We start from the raw sequence: 21198 nt of genomic DNA on the forward strand, positions 1-21198 counted from the left end.
GGAAAATCCGGCCCCTCGATAACGGCAATGAAGCTCTGACTATTAACTACAGCCGTTTTGCGTTAAGATTCCCACCGTTACTAGTAATTTTGTATAACCCTGAAAGTAGTCATGAGTTCAAGTAGGAAAGTTACAGCCGACGACAACGTCGACGGCCGCACCCGCGAGGAGCTTCACGAGGCCATCGAGGAGTCCCTCGAGGATGCCAACGACGCAGACCCGCGCAAGGATCCTTGGCCCGAGTCCGGTGCCGATGGTGCCGACCGCTCCGTCGTGTTGAGTGCCGACGCAAAGCTCGTCGCTGCGTGGGCGTGGCGGTTCATCGGTCTGGCCATTGCCATGTGGATTTTGGGCAAGGTCATCGGCTCCATTTGGGCTGGTATCCTCCCCATCCTGATCGCCGTTTTGCTGTGTACGGTTTTGTGGCCACCGACGAAGTGGATGAAGGATCACAAGATCCCGATTACGCTATCTGTAATCCTCACCCTCCTCGGGTTTGTGGCGATCTTTTCCGCCGTGGTCGCCGCCATCGCGCCGACGTTTAGCACCCAGGGCAAGCGCCTGTTCGAATCGGGTAAGGAAGGTGTGTACCAGCTCGGCGACTGGATCCAAGGCCCGCCACTGAACGCCCAGGCGGAGCAGGTTGACCAGGTCATCGACGAGGTCTTCGGGTGGCTCCAGGATCAGGCATCGAACATCGCCTCTGGTGTGTTCAGCGGCCTGTCGGCTGCCTCCTCCGCGTTGGTCACCTTCGGTGTTGCTGTGATCTTGAGCTTCTTCTTCTTGAAGGATGGCTCCAAGCTCTTGCCGACGATCCGTGGCGTCGTTGGCCAGAATGTTGGCTGGCACCTGTCTGAGGTTCTCACCCGCACGTGGAATACCCTCGGTGGGTACATCCGCGCACAGGCTGCTGTCTCCGCCATCGATGCTGTCATCATCGGCCTTGGCCTGTGGATCCTCAAGGTTCCGATGGCTCTTGCCCTCGCCGTTATCACGTTCTTCGCCGGCTTTATTCCGATCGTCGGTGCGTTCTCGGCTGGCGCTCTGGCTGTATTGATTGCGCTTGTCGACGGCGGTCTCAAGACCGCTATCTTCGCCCTCATCCTCATCGTCCTCGTCCAGCAGCTGGAGGGCAATATCCTCTCCCCGATGCTGCAATCCAAGGCGATGGATCTGCACCCGGTTGTGGTGTTGCTGTCCGTCACCGTCGGTGGTGGCCTGTTCGGCATCATCGGCGCCTTCCTTGCCGTCCCGGTCGCCGCTGCCGTTGCCGTGTGGATCCGCTACCACCAGGAAATGGTTTCCTTGAGAACCGGGGAAATCACCTACGACGACATCAAGATCTCCACGGCCGACGGCGACCCCTCGATTACCACCGAGGAGGCGTTTGCCAACGTCCGCGCCCGCTTCAAGCGCATGGGCGGTGGCCGCACGAAGGCCCGCACGGTCGTTGACTCTGCCGTCGAAAAGCAGCGGGAAGGCGACGACGACTAGACCGTCGACGCGTAACCACACGCCTGGCTCAGTGCTCTGAGCCGGGCGTTTTTCCGTTAGAGCACCTGCTGCCAGCGGTTTCTGCTAGCGTAGCTGCCATGGCAATAACACTATTCCCAATCGCTAAGTCCATTTCCGCAGCCGCAGTCGCCTTCGCCACTGCGCTATCCAGCGATATGGGGGTCCCCATGGCTGAGAACATGAGCTCCGATGCCATCACCAACGTCGCCACTACAGCGCCGACCGTCCCCGCAGCTCTGACGGCATCCACTGTCAAAACCACCGTCCCGAACAACGAGGAAGCCCAGAAGCTCCTCGCCGGCTACTGGCGTTCCGCCATCTTCCCGGACGAGGTGACCCTCGACTTCTACGGTCACAACAAGCTCACCTACCAGGGCGACTGCAACCCCGTCACCCAGGCCGATGTGGCCCTTGCCGACGGCAACCTCACCGTCACCGGCGGTGGCGCAACCCTCATGGCCTGCTCCCCGCGCGACGACGAGCTCGGCGCAGCGCTGCGCAGCGTCCTGCTCGCCCACCCGCAGGTGCTGAAAGGTGCCGATGGTCAGCTCGTCCTGAAGAGTGGCGACAAGCAAATCGAGTTCATCCGCTAGAACTCGAACGTGAATGTAGGTAAAAACGTGAAAAGTGGGGACGGCTACACCGTCCCCACTTTTTGCATGCTCCCGGTCTATGCGTTCCGCTTCACCTGATTCAGCGCCTCCGGGATGGAGATGCTCGGGTCTTCCTCCCGCAGCCTTCGCGCCTGCTTTATCTGCTCATCGGTGACTTTTCCGCCATCGTACGATCCCCGCAACGGGTCGGAGCCGTTTTTGCGGTCGATCCAGTTAAACACCTCAGACAGGACGATGCCTGCCAGGGCGACGAAAATGAGCCAGTCATGGTCGGGCCTGGTGAAAAGGTAGATGACGAGGGCGAGGAAGGCGATCCAGCTAAGGGCTATCCGTAAAAGCCGCATACGGGCGTGCTCCTTTCGATGTTGTGTGGAATACGCGCCCCACTCTACAGAATTACAGGCCGAGCTTCTCGACGGCCTTGGCTAGCTGAACTGCGCCCGGTTCCACAGCGCCTGCCCATTTGGCGGCTGCTGCCTCATCGGCCTGATCGGAAACCTGCTTGAGGAGAGTCACGGGGATGCCGAGGCGGTTACCGACCCACGCAACGGCGAAACCTTCCATGTCTACAAGCTCGGCAAGTTGGACAATGCGGTTGCGCTCCTCGGTGGAGGACACGAAGTGGTCGCCACTGGCCAGGCGGGCAGTGGGGAGTTCACCGGAGGTGACGAGCTCGAATTCCTTCTGGGCGAAGTCGTCGTCCATGCCGGTTCCGGCGAAGTCGTGCTGGACGACGTGGGTGATCTCGTAGACGCCGGAGTGGCCGTCGGCAAGTGCGCCGGCGGTGCCAAGGTTGACGATGCGGTCGGGGCGCGTGGTGATGGCGGCTTCCATAACCGCAGTAGCGGCGGCGACAAGGCCCACACCTGTGACGATGATCTGCTTATCTTGTGGCAGGTGGACTGCCTCTTCCGCGGTGGCGGACACGAACAACGTTGTCATAGTCAGTATTGTACGTGGTCTATCGAGGTTAGGATGGGGAGCCGTGGAGTACATCGCGCGCGAAATTGAGCCCCACCTACGGAACATGACGACCTGGTTTCCCATCGTCTTCGTAGGTGGCGCTCGTGGTTGCGGGAAGACCTCTCTTCTCACAAGGATGTTCCCGGACTACCACTACCTCGATCTCGAAAATGGGGCTATAGCTGAGAAAGCGCGCGCGAATCCCATCGGTTTCCTCCGGGAGCATGGTTCGCAACTGATTCTCGACGAAGTTCAAAACGTGCCGGCACTGTTCCGAGCACTCAAAGTGGTGGCCGACGAATCTGAAAAACCTGCCCAGTTCATCATCTCCGGTTCTGTGAATTACCTCCGACTTGATTCCGTCACGGAATCTCTTGCAGGCAGGGTGGGGCTCGTTCACCTCCCGCCGCTATCGTTTCGGGAGATGGGGCTCCCCCTTGACGAGTTTCTGCTCTATACCAGTGGTGACTACCCGGAAGAGCCGAGCGAAGCGAATTACACCACCTTCGACCTGCAGGCGTCCCCATCATGCGAGGAGACCAAGCGGTATTTTTGGAACACGGGGCTCTTAGGCAGTGATGCAGCCGATCCCGCCATCTTTGAGAATTTCGTCGTCGCCGAAACAGCAAAGAACCTCACCAACCAGGGAGCGGAAAACAATCTGTTTTGGTACCGAGGTGTACTCGTCAATGGGATCAATCCGCAGACACTCACACTGACGGGGATCGAACCGTCAACTATGCCACGGGTGGACTGTGCAGATGCGGTTAACACGGTGGGCGACAAACTTGGTGTGGATGCCTCCCGCCGGCAGGTCATCTACCAGGGGTCGGAGGACTTCATGTTGGACGAGGTCCGCTTCATCCCGGTAGAGACATACCTTTACGCGTGACAGTTGATGGGCGTTTGTGGAATAGCAGATGTGACGGATTGGCTCAATGGGTGAGCCCAATTCTTAAACGCCCACGTTTTGTCACGCCCCTGTTCTAGGAGCCCACCGTCGCGACGAGACTTTCCGGTTCGGTCGAGTTGACGTGATCCTGGCGGGCGCGGCGGTGGGCGCGCTCGTAGCGCCAGCTGCGCCAGCCGAGGAATACGCCGAAAGCGATGATAATCAACTGAACGGGCCACATGGTGACATCGGGGAAGATGCGGGGCACGTTGAGGACGACGAGGAGGGTGCCGACGAGAACGCCGAGGAAGCTCGGGTTGAAGCGGCTCACGATCCAGGCGGCCAAGGGGGCTGCGATGCTGCCACCGATGAGGAGGGCCAGGATGAGGGGCCAGGTGGCGAGCAGCTCCTCCCATAGTCCGACGATGAAGCCGGCGGTGGCGGAGGCAGTGACGAGGAACTCGGCGGTGTTCACTGTGCCGACGATGCGTCGGGGGTCCTGCTTGTGCAGGGTGAGCATGGTGGAACTTGTGACGGGGCCCCAGCCGCCACCTCCTGTGGCATCGATGAGCCCGCCGAAGAAGCCAAGGCCGGTGAGGAAACTGCGGGAGTGCGTGCCGGCAGTGGGTTTTTGGTGGCGGCGGGCGAAGCGGCGCATGACGTTCAGGCCGAGGCCGGTGAGGATGACTGCGGTAACCACGGGGGACGTGATGGATGTCAAAAGAAGCGCACCGATGAAGGCACCGACGCCACCGGGGATGCCAAGCCAGAGGGCCTGGCGGAGGTCGACGTTGCCGAAGCGCCAGTGGCTGAAGCCGGAGACCGCCGTCGTGCCGAGTTCGGCGACGTGGACGACGGCGGAGGCATGCGCCGGGGTGAGGGCGGCCAGGGTTATGAGCAGGGTGGTGGAGGTGGCGCCGAAGCCCATGCCGAGGCCGCCGTCGACGAGTTGGGCGAGGAAGCCGGTGATGGCGACGATGATGGCGTTCATGCTGCGACCTCCTCGTAGCGGGCAGCGACGATGTCCGCGAGCGCGACCGACAGGGGCTCACTCATCGTCCAGCCCGCGGGGAGCTGGAGTTTGTCCAGCAGCAGACCGTGGGTAACGAACAGTGGCACGACGTGGGCGCGGGCAACATCCAGCAGCGGATCGCGGCCGGTAGCCCGGTGCGCGAAGGTGGACACCCCGGTCAGCGCCGCGACGCGCGCGGCGAGCGACTCCACGGCAGCGTTGGCGTGCGCGCGGCGGGAACCGACGTAGTAGACGACGGCGGCTTCGGCACCATGGGGGATTCGCGATGCGACGAGCTGGGCGATGTCCTCACCGGTTCCCAACGGTGCCGCGAGGTGGAGGCGCACGCCCGTCGCGCGGGAGGCCTCCGCGACGACGGCGGGAACATCGTCGGTGACGTGGAATGCAGATGTGAACAGCAGCGGTACCACGATGGCCTCCGCGCATCCGCACATCGTCCCGGCGACCGCCTGCAAGGTCTGCTCCGAGAAGTCGAGGTAGGCGGCGCGCACATCACGCTGTGGGCGGCACATGTGCTGGGCCAGGGTCTCGACCTCCTTGTCTGCCTGCGGGTGGCGGGAGCCGTGGGACAAGATGATCAGCGGTGTGCGCTGCGCATTGTCCCCCGGCTGCGCGGGAGTTGTGGGTGCCAAAGGCGAAACGGTGGAGGCGATCATGGTGGTGACCTTCTAACTAGTTGCGGCTAACTGCCTGTTGGTCCCGCCAGGCCGACAGCGAGGGTGGACCCGGACTGCTTGTCCACCACGATGAAGGAACCGACGGCGCCGCGGGCGGCGTAGGTCTCCACGTGGAGGGGCTCGGCGAGGGTGATAGTTGCGGGGACGATGTCGTTGGTGCCGACGGCAGCACTCACCTTGCCGCGGACGAGCGAGGTGCCGTAGCGGATGAGGACCTGCTTGCCGGGGGTGATGCCTTCGTCGGATACGCCGACGAGGGTGGCGTCGAAGGTGCGGACGGCCTCGGGAAGCGTGTCGGCGATGAGGGAGCCGCGAGTGAGGTCGAATTCGCCGTCGAGGATGAGGACGACGGAGTCGCCGGCGACGGCCTCGTCCACCGGGCCATCGGTGGTGTCGATCCGGGCGATGGTGGTGGAGCCGCCGTCGAACTCGACGGTGTCCCCCACGCGCACGGTGCCGGCTGCGATCTGGCCCGCGTAACCACGGTAATCGGAGGCGTGCTCCCGGATGACGTACTGGATGGGGAAACGGAAGCCGAGGCCTTCGGCACGGCCACCGGTGACGGGGACGGTCTCCAGGATGTCGAGAACCGTGGGGCCGTCATACCAGTCCATGTTGGTGGACTTCTCCACGACGTTGTCGCCCTTGAGGGCGGAGATCGGCACGGCGATCGGTTCGGCGACACCGAATTTTTCGGCCTCGGCAGTGAAGGCGGCGGCGATATCGTTGAAGCGATCCTGGGAGTAATCTACAAGGTCAATCTTGTTGACGGCGAGGATCACCGTCTTCACGCCCATGAGCGCTGCGACCTTGAGGTGGGTGATGGTTTGGTCGACGACGCCGTTGCGGGCGTCGACGAGAAGGACGACGACCTGGGAGGTGGAGACGCCGGTGACGGTGTTGCGGGTGTACTGGACGTGGCCGGGGGTGTCGGCGAGGATGAACGTGCGCTTATCGGTGCCGAAGTACCGATATGCGACGTCGATGGTGATGCCCTGTTCACGCTCGGCGCGGAGGCCGTCGACAAGCAAGGAAAGGTCGAGTCCATCGAAACCGCGAGATGCGGAGGTCGCCTCCACCGAGGCGAGCTGATCGGCGAGCACCGACTTCGTATCGTGCAGCAGCCGACCGACGAAGGTGGACTTACCATCGTCGACGGAACCGGCCGTGCAAAAGCGCAGGTTGTCTCGATTCTCAAGCGTGTTAACCATTAGAAGTATCCCTCCCGTTTCCGGTCCTCCATCGAGGATTCACTGAGTCTGTCATCCGCGCGGGTGGCACCGCGTTCGGTGAGCGTCGAGGTGCCGATTTCGGCGATGACCTCCTCCACCGTGGCCGCCGTAGATTCGACGGCGCCGGTGCAGCTGCCGTCGCCGACGGTGCGGTAGCGGACCGTCTTTTCCACGAGCTCTTCGCCCTTTTTCGGGCCGCCCCACGGGCCGGGTGTGAGCCACATGCCGTCGCGGTTGTAGACGGTGCGCTGATGCGCGAAGTAGATCGGCGGGAGCTCAATGTTGCGAGCGCCGATGTACTCCCACACGTCCATCTCCGTCCAGTTGGAGATAGGGAACACGCGGACGTTTTCGCCGGGGAGGACCTTCGCGTTGTACAGGTTCCACAGCTCCGGGCGCTGGCGGCGCGGGTCCCAACCACCGAAGGAATCGCGGACGGAGAAGATGCGCTCCTTGGCGCGGGCGCGCTCCTCGTCGCGGCGGGCGCCGCCGAGGACGGCCTCGTAGCCACGCTCCTCGATCGTCTCCACGAGCGGCACCGTCTGCAGGGGGTTGCGGGTGCCGTCGGGGCGCTCCTGCAGTTCTCCGCGGTCGATCCAGTCCTGCACGTGGGCGACGTGGAGGCGGATGCCCGCCTGGCTTGCAACCCGGTCGCGGAACTCGATGACCTCGGGGAAGTTGTGGCCGGTGTCCACGTGTAGGAGATCGAACGGGATGGCGGCCGGCGCGAACGCGCGCTTGGCCAGCTCGAGGACGAGGCAGGAATCCTTGCCTCCGGAGAAGAGGATCGCCGCGTTATCGGTCTGCCCTGCGACTTCGCGGAGGATGTAGATGGACTCGTTTTCTAGGTCTTTTAAGTGAGGTGAAAGCATTACTGGTGAAGCCCGCATTCTGTCTTGGAAAATCCTGCCCAGCGCCCAGCGCGGGGGTCTTCGCCCGGGCGCACCTTGCGGGTGCAGGGCGCGCAGCCGATGGAGGGGTAGCCCTGGTGGGTGAGGGGGTTTTCGATGAGGTTGTGTTCGTGGATGTAGCGCTCGGTATCGTCCAGCGTCCACGTGATGATCGGGGAGATTTTCAGCCGCCCGGTCTTGTCCAGGCTCACCGCCGGTGCGGTGGCGCGGGTGGGGCCGTCGGCGCGCCGCAGGCCTGTCACCCAGCCGGTGTACGGGCCGAGCGCGCGGTTGAGGGGGTCAACTTTGCGCAGGTCGCAGCAGGCGGTGGGGTTTGTGGCAAAGAGGTCCGTGCCCCATTCGGCATCCTGTTCGGCAACGGTTTGGCGGGGCACCGCGCGCACGAGTTTTTGGTTGGGGTAGCGTTTCTCGACGGCATCCGCCACCTCGAGGGTCTCCGGGAAGTGGTAGCCGGTATCGAGGAACAGGCCGTCGGCGTCCGGGAGGTAGCAGCTGGCTAGCTCACTGAGCACCGTATTTTCCATGGAGAGGGTGACAACGAGCGGCCCCGGTGCGTGCTCATGGGCCCAGGTGAGGATGGTTTCGGCGGAGGCATCGTAAAGACTGTCCGCGTAGTCCTCCACGAGCCGGGCGTTGGTTTCGGCGATGTCCGGGTCCAACGGCGGGGTGGGGGTGACGGCTGGGCGTTTGATGCTGACAAACGAGCCACCTGTGAGATTAATCATCGCGTTTTATTCCTTTTCTCGCATCTTTGAGATGCGCCTCGTGCGTAGAGGATGAGGGTTGGGGGCGGTTGTCAGGGTCATCTTGGCCGTGGAAGCGGACGGAGAATACGCGCAAGCATTCGCCACACTTCCAACCGAACTCATCCACTTCATGTGGGGTGAGTGCGGTGGACGCGCAGTAGGGGCAGTGCGTGGGGAAGTTCCTGTTGGAGTTGGGCTTTCGTCTTACTGCCACTGCAGGTCCTCCTCTGCGGCTCGTCGCACCCAGTCACGGAACTGTTCACCGGGGTGACGCTGCTCCTTGAACTTTTCGACGACTTTTACCACGTAGTCTCCGAGGTCACGGCTTTTGACCTTGAGCCCCCGCAGTTTAAAGCCGATCTCCGGGTCCTGCACGCCGAGTGCTCCACCCAGGTGCACCTGGAAGCCCTCCTCGCCCTCTACGATCTGGCCTTTCAGTCCAATGTCTGAGACCTGTGTGCGGGCGCAGGAGTTGGGGCACCCGTTGAGCGAGATGGTGATGGGAACGTCCAGATCGCCGAGGCGCTCCTCCAGTTCACCGACGAGTTCGATGGCGCGGGCTTTGGTTGTGGTGAGGGCGAGCTTGCAGAATTCCAGGCCGGTGCAGCTGATGATGCCGCGGCGGAACTCGGACGGGCGCGGGTAGAGGCCCAACGCCTCGAGCTCGTCCTGCAGCGGTGTGACATCGTCCTTTTCCACGTCGAGGAAGAGCAGTTCCTTGCCCGGGGTTGTGCGGATGCGGGTGATGCCGTATTTCTCGGCCACGTCGGCGATGGCGATGAGCTGGTCGCCGGAGGCATGGCCGACGGTGAGCTTCACGCCGACGTAGTAGCGGCCATTCTTTTGCAGGTGGACGCCGATGTGATCGCGGTTGCCGGTGACGATCGGCGGTGCGATGCCGTCGCGTAGCTGGTAGCCGAGGTACTCCTCGAGCACCGCACGGAACCGCTCGACACCCCAGCTGGCAACGAGGAACTTAAGACGGGCGCGGTTGCGCAGGCGACGGTAGCCGTAGTCGCGGAAGATGCGGACGGTGTTCGCCCACACCTCCGGCACCTCCTCGAGGGGCACCCAGACGCCGAGGCGCTGGGCAATCATCGGGTTGGTGGAGAGTCCTCCGCCGACCCACACGTCGAAGCCCGGGCCGTATTCGGGATGGTTGACACCGACGAAGGCGAGGTCCTGGATCTCGTGGGTGATGTCCTGGCGGGAGTTGCCGGAGATGGCGGACTTGAACTTGCGGGGCAGGTTGTGGAACTCCGGGCTTGGCAGGTATTCGTTCTTGATCCGCTCGATGGCCGGTGTGGCGTCGATGATCTCGTCTGCCGCGACACCTGCGACGGGAGAGCCGAGGATGACGCGGGGGATGTCGCCGCAGCCGAGCAGCGTGGATAGTCCGACGGTGTCGAGGCGGTTCCAGATCTCCGGTACGTTCTCGATCTCGATCCAGTGGATCTGAATGTTCTGCCGGTCGGTGAAATCTGCCGTGCCACGGCCGAAGTCGCGAGAGACGCCGCCGACGACGCGGAGCTGCTCCGGTGTAGCTAGGCCGCCGTCGAAGCGGACGCGCATCATGAAGTATTTGTCCTGCAGCTCGGAGTTTTCCAGTTTGTTGGTCATCTCCCCGCCGAGATCCTGGCGGCGCTGCGTGTAAATCCCACACCACTTCATGCGCGGTGCGAGGTCATCGGGGACGATCGAGTCGAACCCCTCGTGAGAGTAGTGCTCAATAATCCGCTGCTTGACGGCGAGGCCGGGGTCTTCTTGCTTGATGGCCTCGTCTGCGTTCAGCGGTTCGCGGCCGTCCAGGGCCCATTGCCCGTCGGAGCGTTTCCTGCGGGGGATGTCCGTGTGGATGGCAAGCTGTGTAGTCATGGTTTTGAACCTCTCTGTTCGTGTATAGACGTTTTTACCATACCGTTCGGTCTACCCGCAATAGACATACCAGTTCACTGCTATGACGTGGCGTTTTCGCACGCCAATACCAACCCGGCAGACCACTCAGTCTGTCCATTACATCCAATTGACAACGGTTTCTATTAAAGCTAACCTTTGCTATTGCATATTGTTTTCACTAAAAGGGGTTAGCCATGCTCACACGCCTGCGCCTGCCGCGCGCGCTCGTCGCCATCGCGCTGCTACTCGCCATGTTCGCCGCCGCGCCTGTCGCCCGCGCCCTCACCCTCACCGAGGGCCACATCGATGCCTTTTATGTCACCAGCGACCTCACCCTCACACTCAAGGACGATGCCGGGCTGCACGCGCCAGAGGATGTCACGCTTGCTATCCCCGCCTCCGCCTACCGGGAGGAAACCGCCGCTATCCTGGGCGAAGGCGCATATTTTCTGCCACAAGCCCAAGACCCCGCCCTCATCTGGCCCGGCTGGGACACAACCGAATCCGGCACGGCCCTGTCCATCCAGTTCCTCGACGTCCAGGGCCCCGGCTCCGTCTACCTGTTCAGCCAGGGCACTTTCGGCGGCACGGCACCACTTCTCGACGGCGACTCCCTCGAACTCACCAGCGGTTCCGCGATCCCCCAGGACCACCCCGGCCATGTCCACGCCAACTGGGCGTTTACCGCCCCCGGCACGTACACCATGACTGTCAAGGCCGTCGCCCCCGACGGCCGGGAGACGAACACGGCGACGTACCGGTGGGTCGTCGGCAATGCTGACAATGCTGAGGAGGAAGAAGTAGCGCCGGCAGCCACGGCAACTACGGTGTCGCCCGCCAGCTCAGCACCGACGCCCACCTCCGCACCCGCTGAGCAGCGCGCCCTCGCCGACACGGGGATCTCCGTCTTGGGCCTCGCCATCGCCTTCCTGGGGCTCGGGCTCGTCGTCTTCGGCGCGGGCATCGTCGCCGCCCGGCGCGCATGAACTGGCGTAAAGCGATAGGAGCCGCAGCGATGAGCGCGCTTCTGGTACTTTCCGGGTGCGCGAGCGCCCCCACGCAGGACGTCGCGGGGATTCGGGTGGCGGCGACGACCCCGATTCTCACGGACATGGTGCGCGTTATCGCCGGCGACGACGCGCACGTGGATGGGCTTATCCCCGCGCAGGCTGACCCGCACACCTACGAGCCGAGCCTGCGCGCCGTGCGGAATATTGCCAACGCCGATGTCGTGTTCACCAACGGCCTGTTGCTCGAACCGCAATCCATGGTCTCCGCCATCGATGCAGCAAGTGCTACTCCCCCAGTGGCGGTCGCTGAGGATATTGTCCTCCACGGCGGGGAGCTCATCCCACTGGTGGAAAACGTCAGCCTCGATACCCCGTGGCTGGGAATCCGCGCCGACGGCGACCACGGCCTGCCCCCGACGACACTCACCGCCGAGCAGATTTCGGGCCCCGGCGCGGCGTCGGCCTACGTCACCGGTACGTTTGGCGCGCCGGAGAGGTTCTTCGCCGAAGAAAAGCCCGGCTCCATGACGCTCCCCACCGGCGCGCACACACACATGAGCTGGGCCTTCACGGAGCCCGGCCGGTATGTGCTGCGCTTCAGCGCCCCCGGCTTTCAGCCCCTCGACCTGGACGTGGTGGTGGGCGTCGACCCGCACGGAGCCACGCAAAACACCACGATCATCACCGAGGGGCACGTGGATGTTCGCGCGAACTACGCCACCGGTGCGATCGATGTGGAGTACGAGGGGGAGGGCGTCGATAAGGCGGTCATCGCCGTGCCGGCGACCTCCGTGGACACGATTCCCGGCGACCCCTCGTTCCGGTTCATCGGCAAGCCCGGGTCGGAGGCCTACGTCCTGCCGCAGGCCGTGGCGGGCAAGCACATGCACGGGGAGATCGACCCCCACGTGTGGCAATCGGCGCCCAACGCCCAGGCGATGGTCGATGTCATCGCCGAGCGGCTCATCGCCATCGACCCCGGCCACGCCGCGGGGTACACCGACCGCGCCACGGCCTACAAGGAGGCCATCGCCGGTGCCGACGCGCGCATGCAGGAAGCCGTCGCCGCCGTCCCGCAGGAAAACCGGCACCTCATTACCAGCCACGAGGGCTACGCCTACCTCGCCCACCGGTACGGGCTCGCCTTGTCCGGCATCGTCTCCCCCAACGAGGACATTGAACCTTCCGCCACGGGGCTAGCTGCCCTGTCCCGGGCGATCCAGGATCTCCAGGCACCGGCGGTCTTCGTCGAACCCGCAGCTGAGCGGCGCCCCACGCACCTCACCACCCTCGCCCACGACCACGGCGTGCGCGTCTGCCGCCTGTACGGTGACGCCTTCGCCCCACCGGTTACCACCTATCTGGAACTCATGGATGCCAACGCCACCGCCATCCGCACCTGCCTTGCAAAGGAGAACTCATGAAGAAGCTCGCAGCCACGCTCGCTGTTACCCTCGTCGCCGCACTTGCGCCCGTAACGGCATCCGCGCAGCTCACCGATGCCGCGCTTGTCCAAACGGTCACCGACGACGAACCGATCGCACCCCGGGGCACCGCCGTCCGGCTCACTGAGGGGCACGCGGACATCGGCCCCGTCATCGTCGATGGCCACGTGGAGCTCCTGCTTCGCGACGACTCCGCGACACCGCCAACGTGGCGCTACCTGGAGGATGTCACCGTCGTGCTTGCCGACGAGGCGGTGCAGACCGTGGCGAAGGGCTACGACTTCACCGGCGCCCACGCAGGCGATAGTGTCTGGGTTGTTCCCCAGACGGAGGTCACCGGCGTTCCCTGGCTCGGCTGGAACACGCAGCACCCCTCCCTGAACGGCCAGGATGCCACACTCCACTTTGGCACACACGAAGGCGACGGCGACTTTTCCGTATTTTTGCAAAACGGTGGCTTTTCTACCCCGCAAGTCGTCGCCGAGACGATGTTCGTCCCCGCGGGCACGCACGCCCACGCCAACTGGGTGTTCACCGCGCCAGGCACGCATACGGTGCCCCTGTCGGTGACCGTCGGCGAGACGACGACGAATCCCGTCCCCCTTCGCTTTGCCGTTGAGGGCGAGGAAGCCGGCACCACCCAGCAATCCTCCCTTCCGTGGTGGCTCCTCGGCATCGGTGCGCTCGTGCTGGTTGTGGGGATCGTCGCCGTCGTGCGGGGGCGCCGATGAACCCCGCGCTCACCCTCACCGACTTCGCCGTGACCCGTCCCGCCGTGGTCTGGGACGTGAACCTCACGGTCTCCCCCGGTGAGCTGCACGTGCTGCTCGGCCCCAACGGCGCCGGTAAGACCACCATGTTCCGGGGCATCCTCGGGTTGCTCCCCACGACCGGGCGCGCCACCTTCGGGCACATCGGGTACGTGCCGCAGCGCCACGAATTCGCCTGGGACTTCCCCATCACCGTCGATCGGTGCGTGGGCACCGGATTGCGAAAGTACGATGCCACCGCCGTCGAGGAGGCCCTTACCCACGTGGGTCTTACGGACCTCACCCGCCGCCCCATCGGGGAGCTCTCTGGTGGCCAGCGTCAGCGCGTCCTCATCGCCCGCGCGCTTGTCTCGCGCCCCGATTGTTTGCTTCTCGACGAGCCGTTCACCGGTCTGGACTTCCCCACCACCGACGCGCTCCTCCAGCTCTTTGAGGGGTTATCCGCCGGCATCCTCATGTCCACCCACGCCATCGCGGAGGCGCTGACCGCCTGCGACCGGGCGAGCCTGTTCAACCGCACCATCGTTGCAACGGGCACCCCGGAGGAGCTCTCGCGCAACGCCTCAGCTTGGCAGGACACGTTCCACGTTCCGTACACCCGCGTCCTAGGAGGATTCACGTGCTGACCATCACTGAGTTTCTTCACGATCTTGCTAACCCCGCCCTCGCCTTCCTCCCCCGCGCGCTCGTCATCGCACTAGTGTGTTCTGCGGTGTGCGCGGTGGTGGGCAGCCACGTCGTGCTGCGCGGTATGGCGTTCATCGGCGATGCTGTCGCCCACGCGGTGTTCCCCGGCATCGCCATTGCCTTTGCGCTGCAGGTGTCGGTTCTTCTCGGCGGGGCGCTCACCGGGGCTGCCGTGGCTGTGGCCGTCGCCTATTTTTCGCAGCGACGACGCGTGAAGGAGGATGCCCTCATCGGGATTTTCTTCGCGGCTGCGTTTGCCGGCGGCCTTGTAGTGATGAGCCGTATCGACGGCTATTCTGCCTCGCTGACGAGCTTCCTGTTCGGATCCATCACGGGCGTTCCTGCCCGCGACGTGACGATCACGGCGGTAGGCGGCGCGCTCATTATTGCCCTTGTCCTCGCACTCACCCGCCGGTTCACCATCGTCGCCCTCGATAGGGAGACCGCCCGCGCACTCGGATATAACGTCTTCCTTCTCGACCTCGCCCTCTACCTCTGCGTCACTGCCGCTGTCGTATTGTCGATTCGCACGGTGGGTAACATCCTTGTCCTCGCGCTGCTGCTTACCCCCGCTGCGACGGCCAGGCTTGTCACCCAGCGCCTGCACACGATGATGGCCGTGGCGGTGGCGATCGGTGTCGCGGGCTCCATCACCGGCATCTACTTGTCCTGGGCGCTTGATCTTCCCACAGGTGCAACCATTGTTCTCACCCTCACCGGCATTTTCCTCGTCTTTTGGGTCGCGCAGCGCAAAGACGGCCGGGAAAATCCCGACCGCCTTCCCTTAAACAGCTAACGAGCTTGCGAGTTAGCTGCTTGCGAGTTAGCTGGGTCACCGGACTATCGCTCCTCAAGGTGCGCTGGATCCGGCTGACCCCGCACACCGATAAGCCGACTAGCTCCGCTGCCTGCGTCCCAACGCCACGCCGAGGAGTCCGACGCCGACGAGAAGGAATGCGCCTCCTGCGCCGGTCGCAACACCAGCCGCCCACGTCACGCGTGTCGGTTCCGCGCTGGCCTGCACCGTCCGCGGTGAGGACAGCACCTGACCTGCCTCACCTGTTCCTCCTGCTCGCGGTATGGCGTGTTTCTTCGCATCGTGGCTCCGCTTCGGCGCGGCGTGCGAGGTCGTATTTTTCTTCACCTGCCGGGCCGCTGTCTTAGCCCCCGGTGCCCCGCTTGCACGTTCCGCCCGCTCCTGGCCTTGCGCATACGGGCCGCGGGCACGCATCTCGTTTTTCGGTGCAGGCTTACCGTTCTTCGTCGGAGCGCCAGGCGCGCGCGGCGTGGTGGCCTGCGTGGAGGGATTATCCTGCGTATTCGTTTCATCTGCGGCTGCGCCCACGTCGAAGCGGGCGCGCAGCGTCGCGGTGGAGCCATCGTCGCCGGTGAAGGCGAAGTCGGCGTCGTAGGTGCCCGGCGCGCTGAACGTGAACGCGTAGTGGGCATGCCCGTGGTCGCCGTCGAGACGCAGGGTGGAGTCGCTATCGCTAGCCAAATGGACGTGTCGCTCACCGAAGGTGTCTGGCGTGAAGACTGTCATGGTTCCCGGCCCATCCACCCGCGCAAGGCGCACGGTGCCGCCGACGGGCGACCACGAGAATCCGAGCCACGGCAGGTCCTGATCCTGCGTAAACGGGATGACCCCGCCCGGCACGACGAAGGTCACCGCGCCGGAGTCGCGTTTGCCGGCCCCGTCGATGTCGAAGTATGCACGGCCACTCTTAAACGCCATGTCGACGTGTCCTCGGCGGACCTCAACATGCTTGTCGACGGCTTCCTCACCCGGTTTGTTCTCCCCCTCGTGGGGTTTTTCTTCCTTCGGTTTTTCCGGTGTGACCTCTCCCCCACCCTTTTCGCGCTCCTTGACGCGGAAGGTGACGGTTTCCCAGCCCGTTGCTTTGCCCGTGGTGCGGTTCACCGCCCGCACGCGCAGCTCGTGGTCACCGGTGTCCAGGAAAATCCAGTTGAGGTGCAGGTGTCCGGCGTTTTCAATCCGTCCGGGAAGGAGCATGGTGGGGCCGGAGAGCCCCGTGAGGAACCCGAACCACCCAGTGTCTGAGACCTTTTCCACCTCTATATCCCAGCCCTGCTGGCGCAGCTCCAGGGGCAGGTGCTCGGTGGAGAAACCAGGCCACACCTGCGACTGTTGGTTAGCCCCACTTTGTTCCAGGAGGGAAAATTCCGTCCCCTTCGGGCCGATGAAATCGTAGGCGGAATCCAGCATCCGCCCCGTGCTGCGGGTGCGGCGGGCCTTCCCGTCCACCACGAGGGCGGTGGAATCCGGGCGGTGGATGTTCTCGTCCATGATGCGCATGACGACGGTTCCGTTTTCCACCACAGGGCCGATATCCACGTGGCCGGCGGTAATCTCCTCGTGCTCAGCGAAGCTCGCCGTCGCTTGGCCATCGCCTGCGGGGAAGGACACCTGCTGGGAGGGCGCGTCATTGACAAGCGGGTGCGGGGTGAGGGTGGCGCGGACGAGGCCCTCCGTGCAGTAGTCGGTGTAGCGCTGCGCGGGCTCGTCGGGGGTTGCCACGTAGTTGAATTCGCACGTGGGGTACGTATCTTCTGGGGTGTTGTACACCCCACCGGTGACGCGTACCGGCTCGGGGCCGGTGACTGAGACCTCGTGGTAGCCCTCGTGGACGGTATTGGTGACGACGTAGTCCGGCGCGGCGAGGTCATGCTGCACCAGCTCCGGCTTGTTGTCCCACGCCGTCGGCTCACTGACGGTTCCCCACACGGCGCCGTCCTCGGAAACGAACTGTGCTTCGTACATCCCCTCCCCCTTCGGGCGGGGGAAGTGCGCCGTGCCGTCTGCGAGCTGTACTTGTGCCAGTTCGTGGCCGTCGACGTAGAAGATGGCTACACCCGGCGCGTCGGCGGTGAGCGTGAGGCCCGTATCGTCGAAGCGCACGTTTCCGGTGAACTGCGGGGCATCTGGGTCGGGGGTGGGCACGAGGCGCTCGTCGCCGACCCACCACGTCGTTTGCTGCGGGGTGGAGGCGATGACGGAGCCGTCGACAAGCCTGGCGGTAGCACGGTAGGTGAGGCGGTAGAGGCCGGGACGGGAAAATACCGTGTTGAGGTGCGTGTGGGAGCCGGCGGTCAGCGGTGTCCACTGGCGGCCGGGGCGCGCGCTGGAGAGGAAGATGACCGGGGATTCTCCGGGATTAACCGCGTCCTGGAACATCGTCATTTCGCCGGGGCCGGAAAAATCGACGAGATCCAGCGAGAACGTGGCGTCGCGGAAGCGATCGACGGGAACGCCCGCGTCGGCGCCGATACCCTGCCACAGCTTCGTGTCCCAGTTCATGCCGACGTTTTCCGGGGAGGCGTAGTACGTGTCGCCCGGGTTGCCGAAGCTGCTGTAGGCCTCATCGTCGGGAACTGTCCACGTGTCGTCTGCCTTCAACCAGGAGACCGTCTCCTCGATGGGGACCGGTTTTTCGAGCGCACCGTTATCTGTCATGAGGGTGAACGTGTTCGCAGTGTCATCCCAATAGGCCTTCGGTGAATCCGTGTGGCCGACGTCAATGACGGTAGGCGCGAGGGCGGTGAGTGCGGCGAGAAGCGCACCGACGACGGGTGTAGCGAACACGACAAACCTCCAATTAGCTGAAAACCGTTTTCAACTATACATCGTTTCGCGCGCACCACCACGCCAGGTACGCTAAAGCTACACAAGCGAACACGAGAGTAGGACCCACTTTGCACATGGATGCGACCACCATCATCGGCCTCATCGGCATCGTCATCACCCTCCCCGCCTGGTTCTTCTTCCTGCGTGGGGCGTGGACGATGTATGCCACCATCGCGCGCGGCAAACGCACCACCACGCGCACTGCCAAACCCATGACGCGCCTCGGCACGCTCATCAAAGAGGTCGTTTTCCACACGGAGCTCGCCCGCAAACCGCTCGTCTCCGCCATGCACTGGCTTGTCATGGTCGGGTTCCTCCTCGGCTCCGTCGTCTGGTTTGAGGCCTACATCCAGATGTTCAACCCCGCTGGAGGCTGGCCGCTCGTCGGCTCTACTGCGGTCTACCACTTCATCGACGAGCTTTTGGGCCTTGGCACCGTCGTCGGCATCCTCGTCCTCATGGCCGTCCACTGGCTGGGGAAACGCCACCGCGGCACCAACTGGCGCGCAGCACTTTTCGTGGAGCTCGTCGTGCTCCTCGAGGGACTGGGGATGATCCTCGTCAAGGCGGGCAAGATCGCCACCTACGGCGGCGGGCACCCCGTCGTCGACTTCTTCAGCCGCTTTGTCGCGGAGCTACTCCCCGCCTCCGCCGTGCTCGTGTCCGTGTTCGCGTTCATCAAGCTCGCCACCGGCACGATCTGGCTGTGGGTCGTCGGCACCCAGCTGTCCTGGGGCGTGGCCTGGCACCGTTTCCTCGCGTTCTTCAACATCTTCTTGCAGCGCAACCCCGATGGGGCGCCCGCCCTCGGTGCGCTCGCGCCACTGGAGTACGACGGCCAACCGTTGACGCTCGACAACGCCTCGGAGGCCCCACGTCTCGGCGTCGGCACGCCAGAGGACCTTTCCTGGAAGGGGCTTCTCGACGCTCATACCTGCACCGAATGCAACCGCTGCCAGGATCTCTGCCCCGCCTGGAACACCGGCAAGCCGTTGAGCCCCCGCAAGGTCATCACCGACATCCGCGACGGCCTCGAAATCACCGACGACGTCCTGTGGTCCTGCACCAACTGCGGCGCCTGCGTCGAGCAGTGCCCCGTCGACATCGAACACATCGACCACGTGGCCAACCTGCGCCGCTACCGCGTCCTCGAGGAATCGCAGTTCCCCAGCGAGCTCACCGGCATGTTCAAGAACCTCGAGGTCAAGGGCAACCCCTGGGGACGCAACCGCAAGGACCGCATGGCGTGGGTGAAAAAGGCCCAGCGCGACGGCATCGACGTCCCGGCGCTCAAGCCCGGCGATTCTGCGGACGGGTACGAGTACCTGCTGTGGGTCGGCTGCGCCGGATCCCTTGACGACAACGGCGTGAAAACCTCCCGCGCGCTTGTCGAACTCTTGAACGTCGCCGGCGTTTCCTTCGCCGTCCTCGAATCCGAAACCTGCACCGGCGACCCCGCGCGTCGCGCCGGCAACGAATTCCTCTTCCAGCAGCTCGCAGCCGAAAACATCGAGAACCTAAACGCCGCCGGCGTGAAGACGATCATTACCAGCTGCGCACACTGCTTCAACACCTTTAGCAACGAGTACCCCGACTTCGGCGGCAACTACCGCGTTCTCCACCACACGCAGCTGCTCAACCGCCTCGTTCGCGACGGTAAGCTCACTCCCACTCCCCGCGGCCCCGAGCACCGCGAGCGCATCACCTACCACGACCCGTGCTTCCTCGGCCGCCACAACAAGGTCTTCGACCCGCCCCGCGAACTCCTCGCCGCCACCGGCGCCGACCTTGCCGAGATGCCCCACAACCGCAACGAGGCGTTTTGCTGTGGCGCCGGCGGCGCCCGCATGTTCATGGAAGAAAACATCGGTCGTCGTATCTCCGACTTCCGCGCCGAGGAAGCCGCCTCGACCGGCGCCACCGACATCGCCGTCGCCTGCCCGTTCTGCTCCACCATGCTGGAAACCGGCGTGAAATCCGGCGGTTACACCACCACCGTCACCGACGTCGCCGTCCGCCTCCGCGACTCCATCCTCGTCGACGGCCAGCTGCCGATCCGACCGGTGAAGAAAACCAAGGAAGCTGCGCCAGCACCGGCGCCGTCGACTCCACCTGTGGCACCGAGCGCGCCTGCTGCACCCTCCGTGCCGACACCTTCCGCGCCCACCGCAGCAACGCCTACACCAGCCGCACCGAGCGCACCCACGCCGTCCATTCCGACGCCGGCAGCACCGGCAACCCCCAGCGCACCAACGCCATCGATTCCGAAACCCACGGCACCGGCTGCGCCAACGCCAGCTGCTGCAACGCCGAAGGCACCAACCCCCGCTGTACCAACACCCAAGCCTGCGGCCCCAACTCCAGCAACACCGACGCCTGCCGTGCCAGGTGCACCGACACCTACCCCTGCGGCACCAGCGGTACCCAAGCCGACCGCAAGACAGACACCCACACCTGCCACACCTACCCCCTCGTCCCCAGCCGTTCCGGTACCAGCCGCCCCGCAGGTCCCGGCAGGAAACCACGTCCCCACGCCGACGCCCGCAGCGCCGACGCCGAACGCACCGCGACCAACAGCTGTAGATTCGAAAGAGGAGGACGCTGACAAGTAAGAAAAATGCGGTAGGCTGAGGGTATGAACTACAGGTTGTCGGACGAGGAACGGACGCGCGCGATGAACGTGCTCGGGACGCACTTTGCGGACGGCCGGCTGACGCTCGCGGAATACGAAGAGCGGGTGCAAAAGGTCGCCGAGGCCGTGACCGACGACCAGGTGGCGGGGCTGTTTCGGGACCTACCGGAGGAGTCGTATACCGTCAGCGAGATTGAGGAATACCGGAAGGAATCTGGGCACCCCAAGGCGGGGATTTTGGGGCTGTCGATCGTGGGGGGATTTGTCGGAGCAGTGTTCGCCACCGGAGCACTCGATGCCGTATTCGTTATACTGCCCGTCGTCGTGTTTATCCTCCTGTATGTGATGAAGATCGGGCCCGACTCGTGGTACATGCCGTCGGCGGCGCAACTGCGCAGAACACGGCTGCGCGAGCTATCGTACCAGCAGAAACTCATGGCGCTCGAGCAGAAGAAGAGCGACCAGGAACGCGTGCGCGCCCTGAAGAACAGGGCGCTTGGCGCCGCGGAGAAGTTCCTGGATAAGTAAG

General features: G+C 64.2%; 19 protein-coding genes. 10 read left to right on the top strand and 9 right to left on the bottom strand.

Annotated features, from left to right (window positions below):
- The first annotated feature begins 111 nt into the window (after positions 1 to 111).
- Both CGLUCO_RS11620 and CGLUCO_RS11625 read left to right on the top strand, forming a co-directional pair.
- Entirely contained in the window at positions 112 to 1494 is a 1383-nt protein-coding gene (locus CGLUCO_RS11620) for an AI-2E family transporter (protein WP_005388476.1), read from the top strand.
- Positions 1495 to 1592: 98 nt separating this feature from the next.
- The gene (locus CGLUCO_RS11625; protein ID WP_084037072.1) at positions 1593 to 2108 is read left to right on the top strand and encodes an META domain-containing protein; all 516 of its coding nucleotides are present in this window, start codon (positions 1593 to 1595) and stop codon (positions 2106 to 2108) included.
- A gap of 77 nt (positions 2109 to 2185) precedes the next feature.
- Here CGLUCO_RS11625 and CGLUCO_RS11630 read toward each other — a convergent pair whose 3' ends face one another.
- A complete protein-coding gene (locus CGLUCO_RS11630; RefSeq protein WP_084037074.1) occupies positions 2186 to 2473 on the bottom strand; it encodes a hypothetical protein in 288 nt (95 codons plus the stop codon).
- 52 nt (positions 2474 to 2525) lie between these two features.
- Positions 2526 to 3071 (bottom strand): nucleosidase, encoded by a 546-nt coding sequence (locus CGLUCO_RS11635; protein WP_005393478.1) that lies wholly within the window; start codon positions 3069 to 3071, stop codon positions 2526 to 2528.
- Positions 3072 to 3156: 85 nt separating this feature from the next.
- Here CGLUCO_RS11635 and CGLUCO_RS11640 point away from each other — a divergent pair, with 85 nt between their 5' ends.
- Positions 3157 to 3984 (top strand): AAA family ATPase, encoded by an 828-nt coding sequence (locus tag CGLUCO_RS11640; RefSeq protein ID WP_232621964.1) that lies wholly within the window; start codon positions 3157 to 3159, stop codon positions 3982 to 3984.
- Between the two features lie 94 nt (positions 3985 to 4078).
- On the opposite strand, the gene CGLUCO_RS11645 is transcribed toward CGLUCO_RS11640, so the two are convergent.
- The 6 genes from CGLUCO_RS11645 to CGLUCO_RS11675 form a co-directional block, all read right to left on the bottom strand.
- Positions 4079 to 4975, bottom strand: coding sequence for a sulfite exporter TauE/SafE family protein (locus CGLUCO_RS11645; protein ID WP_005388468.1), 897 nt, complete (start codon positions 4973 to 4975; stop codon positions 4079 to 4081).
- Positions 4972 to 5673 (bottom strand): sirohydrochlorin chelatase, encoded by a 702-nt coding sequence (locus CGLUCO_RS11650; RefSeq protein ID WP_084037076.1) that lies wholly within the window; start codon positions 5671 to 5673, stop codon positions 4972 to 4974. The genes CGLUCO_RS11645 and CGLUCO_RS11650 overlap by 4 nt, the downstream gene beginning before the upstream one ends.
- Positions 5674 to 5699: 26 nt before the next feature.
- Complete coding sequence (locus CGLUCO_RS11655; RefSeq protein WP_084037078.1) at positions 5700 to 6905, bottom strand: sulfate adenylyltransferase subunit 1; 1206 nt, start codon at positions 6903 to 6905, stop codon at positions 5700 to 5702.
- Positions 6905 to 7798, bottom strand: coding sequence for a sulfate adenylyltransferase subunit CysD (cysD, locus tag CGLUCO_RS11660; RefSeq protein WP_070739376.1), 894 nt, complete (start codon positions 7796 to 7798; stop codon positions 6905 to 6907). The genes CGLUCO_RS11655 and cysD overlap by 1 nt, the downstream gene beginning before the upstream one ends.
- Positions 7798 to 8562, bottom strand: a complete 765-nt coding sequence (locus CGLUCO_RS11665) for a phosphoadenylyl-sulfate reductase (RefSeq protein WP_005393471.1) — start codon at positions 8560 to 8562, stop codon at positions 7798 to 7800. The genes cysD and CGLUCO_RS11665 overlap by 1 nt, the downstream gene beginning before the upstream one ends.
- Positions 8563 to 8787: 225 nt before the next feature.
- On the bottom strand, positions 8788 to 10458 hold the full coding sequence (locus CGLUCO_RS11675; RefSeq protein ID WP_084037080.1) for a nitrite/sulfite reductase: 1671 nt from the start codon (positions 10456 to 10458) through the stop codon (positions 8788 to 8790).
- 215 nt (positions 10459 to 10673) lie between these two features.
- Here CGLUCO_RS11675 and CGLUCO_RS11680 point away from each other — a divergent pair, with 215 nt between their 5' ends.
- Genes CGLUCO_RS11680 through CGLUCO_RS11700 form a run of 5 tightly spaced genes read left to right on the top strand, consistent with a single transcriptional unit; the run spans position 10674 to position 15187 of the window.
- Positions 10674 to 11465, top strand: coding sequence for a choice-of-anchor M domain-containing protein (locus tag CGLUCO_RS11680; RefSeq protein ID WP_084037082.1), 792 nt, complete (start codon positions 10674 to 10676; stop codon positions 11463 to 11465).
- A gap of 29 nt (positions 11466 to 11494) precedes the next feature.
- Positions 11495 to 12913 (top strand): anchored repeat ABC transporter, substrate-binding protein, encoded by a 1419-nt coding sequence (locus CGLUCO_RS11685; protein WP_232621963.1) that lies wholly within the window; start codon positions 11495 to 11497, stop codon positions 12911 to 12913.
- Complete coding sequence (locus tag CGLUCO_RS11690; RefSeq protein WP_084037086.1) at positions 12910 to 13665, top strand: choice-of-anchor M domain-containing protein; 756 nt, start codon at positions 12910 to 12912, stop codon at positions 13663 to 13665. Before CGLUCO_RS11685 ends, CGLUCO_RS11690 begins: the two co-directional genes overlap by 4 nt.
- Positions 13662 to 14330: a metal ABC transporter ATP-binding protein gene (locus tag CGLUCO_RS11695; RefSeq protein ID WP_084037088.1), complete on the top strand. Its 669-nt coding sequence runs from the start codon at positions 13662 to 13664 to the stop codon at positions 14328 to 14330. The genes CGLUCO_RS11690 and CGLUCO_RS11695 overlap by 4 nt, the downstream gene beginning before the upstream one ends.
- A complete protein-coding gene (locus tag CGLUCO_RS11700; protein ID WP_084037090.1) occupies positions 14324 to 15187 on the top strand; it encodes an anchored repeat-type ABC transporter permease subunit in 864 nt (287 codons plus the stop codon). Before CGLUCO_RS11695 ends, CGLUCO_RS11700 begins: the two co-directional genes overlap by 7 nt.
- Positions 15188 to 15286: 99 nt before the next feature.
- On the opposite strand, the gene CGLUCO_RS11705 is transcribed toward CGLUCO_RS11700, so the two are convergent.
- Positions 15287 to 17995, bottom strand: coding sequence for a choice-of-anchor M domain-containing protein (locus tag CGLUCO_RS11705; RefSeq protein ID WP_084037092.1), 2709 nt, complete (start codon positions 17993 to 17995; stop codon positions 15287 to 15289).
- Positions 17996 to 18111: 116 nt separating this feature from the next.
- Between CGLUCO_RS11705 and CGLUCO_RS11710 the strand changes: the two genes are divergently transcribed.
- Positions 18112 to 20649: a (Fe-S)-binding protein gene (locus tag CGLUCO_RS11710; RefSeq protein ID WP_084037094.1), complete on the top strand. Its 2538-nt coding sequence runs from the start codon at positions 18112 to 18114 to the stop codon at positions 20647 to 20649.
- 23 nt (positions 20650 to 20672) lie between these two features.
- Positions 20673 to 21197, top strand: coding sequence for a DUF1707 SHOCT-like domain-containing protein (locus CGLUCO_RS11715; protein WP_084037096.1), 525 nt, complete (start codon positions 20673 to 20675; stop codon positions 21195 to 21197).
- The last annotated feature ends 1 nt before the right edge of the window (position 21198 follow it).

Origin of the sequence: Corynebacterium glucuronolyticum DSM 44120, from assembly GCF_030440595.1 — a bacterium.
Lineage (GTDB): Bacteria > Actinomycetota > Actinomycetes > Mycobacteriales > Mycobacteriaceae > Corynebacterium > Corynebacterium glucuronolyticum.